Source organism: Caballeronia sp. BR00000012568055, from assembly GCF_029439455.1.
Lineage (GTDB): Bacteria > Pseudomonadota > Gammaproteobacteria > Burkholderiales > Burkholderiaceae > Caballeronia.
In genome coordinates, this window is the sequence record NZ_JAQFVG010000089.1 from 1 (window position 1) to 2,342 (window position 2,342).

Annotated in this window: 2 protein-coding genes; one reads left to right on the top strand and one right to left on the bottom strand. The window is 62.7% G+C overall.

Annotated elements, in window-relative coordinates; genetic code table 11:
* Positions 1-25: 25 nt before the first annotated feature.
* Positions 26-1,696, top strand: a complete 1,671-nt coding sequence (locus tag P7F28_RS05930; RefSeq protein WP_277183561.1) for a site-specific integrase — start codon at positions 26-28, stop codon at positions 1,694-1,696.
* 332 nt (positions 1,697-2,028) lie between these two features.
* On the opposite strand, the gene tnpB is transcribed toward P7F28_RS05930, so the two are convergent.
* A partial coding sequence (gene tnpB / locus P7F28_RS05935) for an IS66 family insertion sequence element accessory protein TnpB (protein WP_277183559.1) occupies positions 2,029-2,342 on the bottom strand: 314 nt, incomplete at its 5' end.

Consider the following 2,342-nt stretch of genomic DNA (forward strand, 5'->3'; position numbering starts at 1 on the left):
TCAAATCTCGACTAAACTGGTGGTCATGAGAACGCGTGAGACTGAACCCGTCCGGTTCCCCGACGACGCTGAACTCGCTGCACTGCGCGCGTGGTATGCCGGACTCGACGCCCGCTCGGCTGTCGCCCGATATCTGGGTGATCGCAAGGCGCAAGGGATGTCTGCCCGCGGCATGCTCGGACGCATCCGGCGCGCACTGGTAGCATTCGCGACGAGTCGTCACCGGGCCGACCTGGCAGAAACATTCGACGAGCGATCGGCAGCGTCGGCAGATACCGTTGCGCACACGATCGAGACATTGCGCAACCTGCCGACACCGGAACCGCACATCGCCGACGGCATCGACCAGTGGTTGCCACCTCGGGTGGTTGCCGCTTTGCAGGCGCACGGGATCCGGACGCTCGCAGACCTGACTGTACGGATTCCGCGCCGGCGGCGCTGGTGGACAGCGATCGCCGGACTCGGCACGGCAGGGGCACGCCATGTCGAAGCATTTTTCGCGGTCCATCCGACTCTGATTGAACGTGCCCGTGCGCTGGTTGCGGCAACACCTTCCGGACCGGTCGTGCCATGGGAACAACTGCGTCTGCCGCACGAGGTCGACGGCTCGCAAGGACAGTTTCGCACACCACGACACGTCTGCTTGCTCAAGGCATCGAACGACTACGAGGCGGTGCAATCGTGGCTGTCCCTGCACGAGTCCGCCGCCACCCAGCGCGCCTACCGGAAAGAGGCGGAACGCCTGATCCTGTGGGCAATCGTCGAACGGGGCTGCGCGTTGTCGTCGCTGACCACTGATGACGCGATAGCCTACCGCACGTTCCTGCGACGGCCGACGCCACGCGAACGCTGGATCGGGCCGTCGCGGTCGCGACAAAGCGTGGAATGGCGACCGTTCAGCGGACCACTATCGACGCGCTCTGCCGCGTACGCACTCACCGTACTTGCGGCCCTGTTCCGCTGGCTGGTCGAGCAGCGCTACGTCCTCGCGAACCCGTTCGCGGGCGTCAAGGTGCGAGGAAGTGCGAAGGCGGGCCTCGATGTCACCCGCGGTTTTACCGAAGGCGAATGGCTGCTGCTCCGCACGATCGCCGATGGCCTCGAATGGTCCTACGGCTGGAGCGAGGCGGCCGCCCAGCGCCTTCGGTTCCTGCTCGATTTTGGATACGCGACCGGCCTGCGAGCCAGTGAACTGACAGGAACCACGCTCGGCGACATCCGCGTCGACGAACAGGGCGATCACTGGCTGTACATCGTCGGCAAGGGTGGCAAGACGGGCAAGGTCGCGCTCCCGACGCTGGCGCGTATGGCACTCGATCAGTATCTGGTGCAACGCCGCTTGCCGGTCACGCGCGAACGCTGGGATCCCGCAACGGTGATCGTGGCCAACCTCGCAGAAGATGGCATCGGGATCGAAACCACGCGGCTCGGTCGCGTGCTGCGCCGTTTCTTCGCAGTGGTCGCTAACACGATCCGTGATGAGCGGCCTGCGATGGCGGAGAAGCTCCGGCGCGCGAGCCCCCATTGGCTGCGACACACGCACGCTTCACTCGCGCTCGCGCGCGGCACCGAACTGATCATGGTGCGCGACAATCTGAGGCATTCGTCGATCTCAACGACGTCAATTTACCTGCACGGCGACGAGGTCAAACGGGCAAGGCAGTTCGATCAGGCGTTTGGTGTGCCAGAGCGCTAGCGCCCCGCGGTTGCATGGCCATCGATCCGGACCACGAAAAAGCTTCATCTTTACTTCGCGAATCTCGCAACCGATTGATTTTTAACGAAAGCAATTCTTCGGAATCGCGCAAATTCACCCGAACTTGGCAAAGTTCCAACTTTACTTCGCAAAACGGAACATCTTTACTTCGGCGGACGCTTGCCTCGAGCTCACGGATGTAGGCGAGCACTTCGGGCGGCAGACCGGCGGTGGAATCAGGGGCTGACATGACCCTCACCATAGCGAAATCGCCGGGCCCGTGGGTTTACGGAAGGTGTAACGACGGGCCTGATCCAAGCGTCATGGATGCGTCAACCAGTGTGTCGATACTGTCGCGCAGGATGACGACGTACTGCGTCGATATCAATCCCCTCAAGCAGCCAGTGCAGTTGCTCAGCGGTCAATTCCATCACGGCCTGCTGCCGGCGCGGCCAGGCGAAGCGGTCTTCTTCGAGACGCTTCATCATCAGCCAGAAGCCGTTGCCATCCCAGCCGAGCAATTTAATGCGATTGTGGCGCTGGTTGCTGAACGCGAATAGCGCTGGCGCAAACGGGTCCAGCCCTGCCTGTTCTACCAGGGCGGCGAGTCCGTTGATCGACTTCCTGAAATCGACGGCTTCGCGAT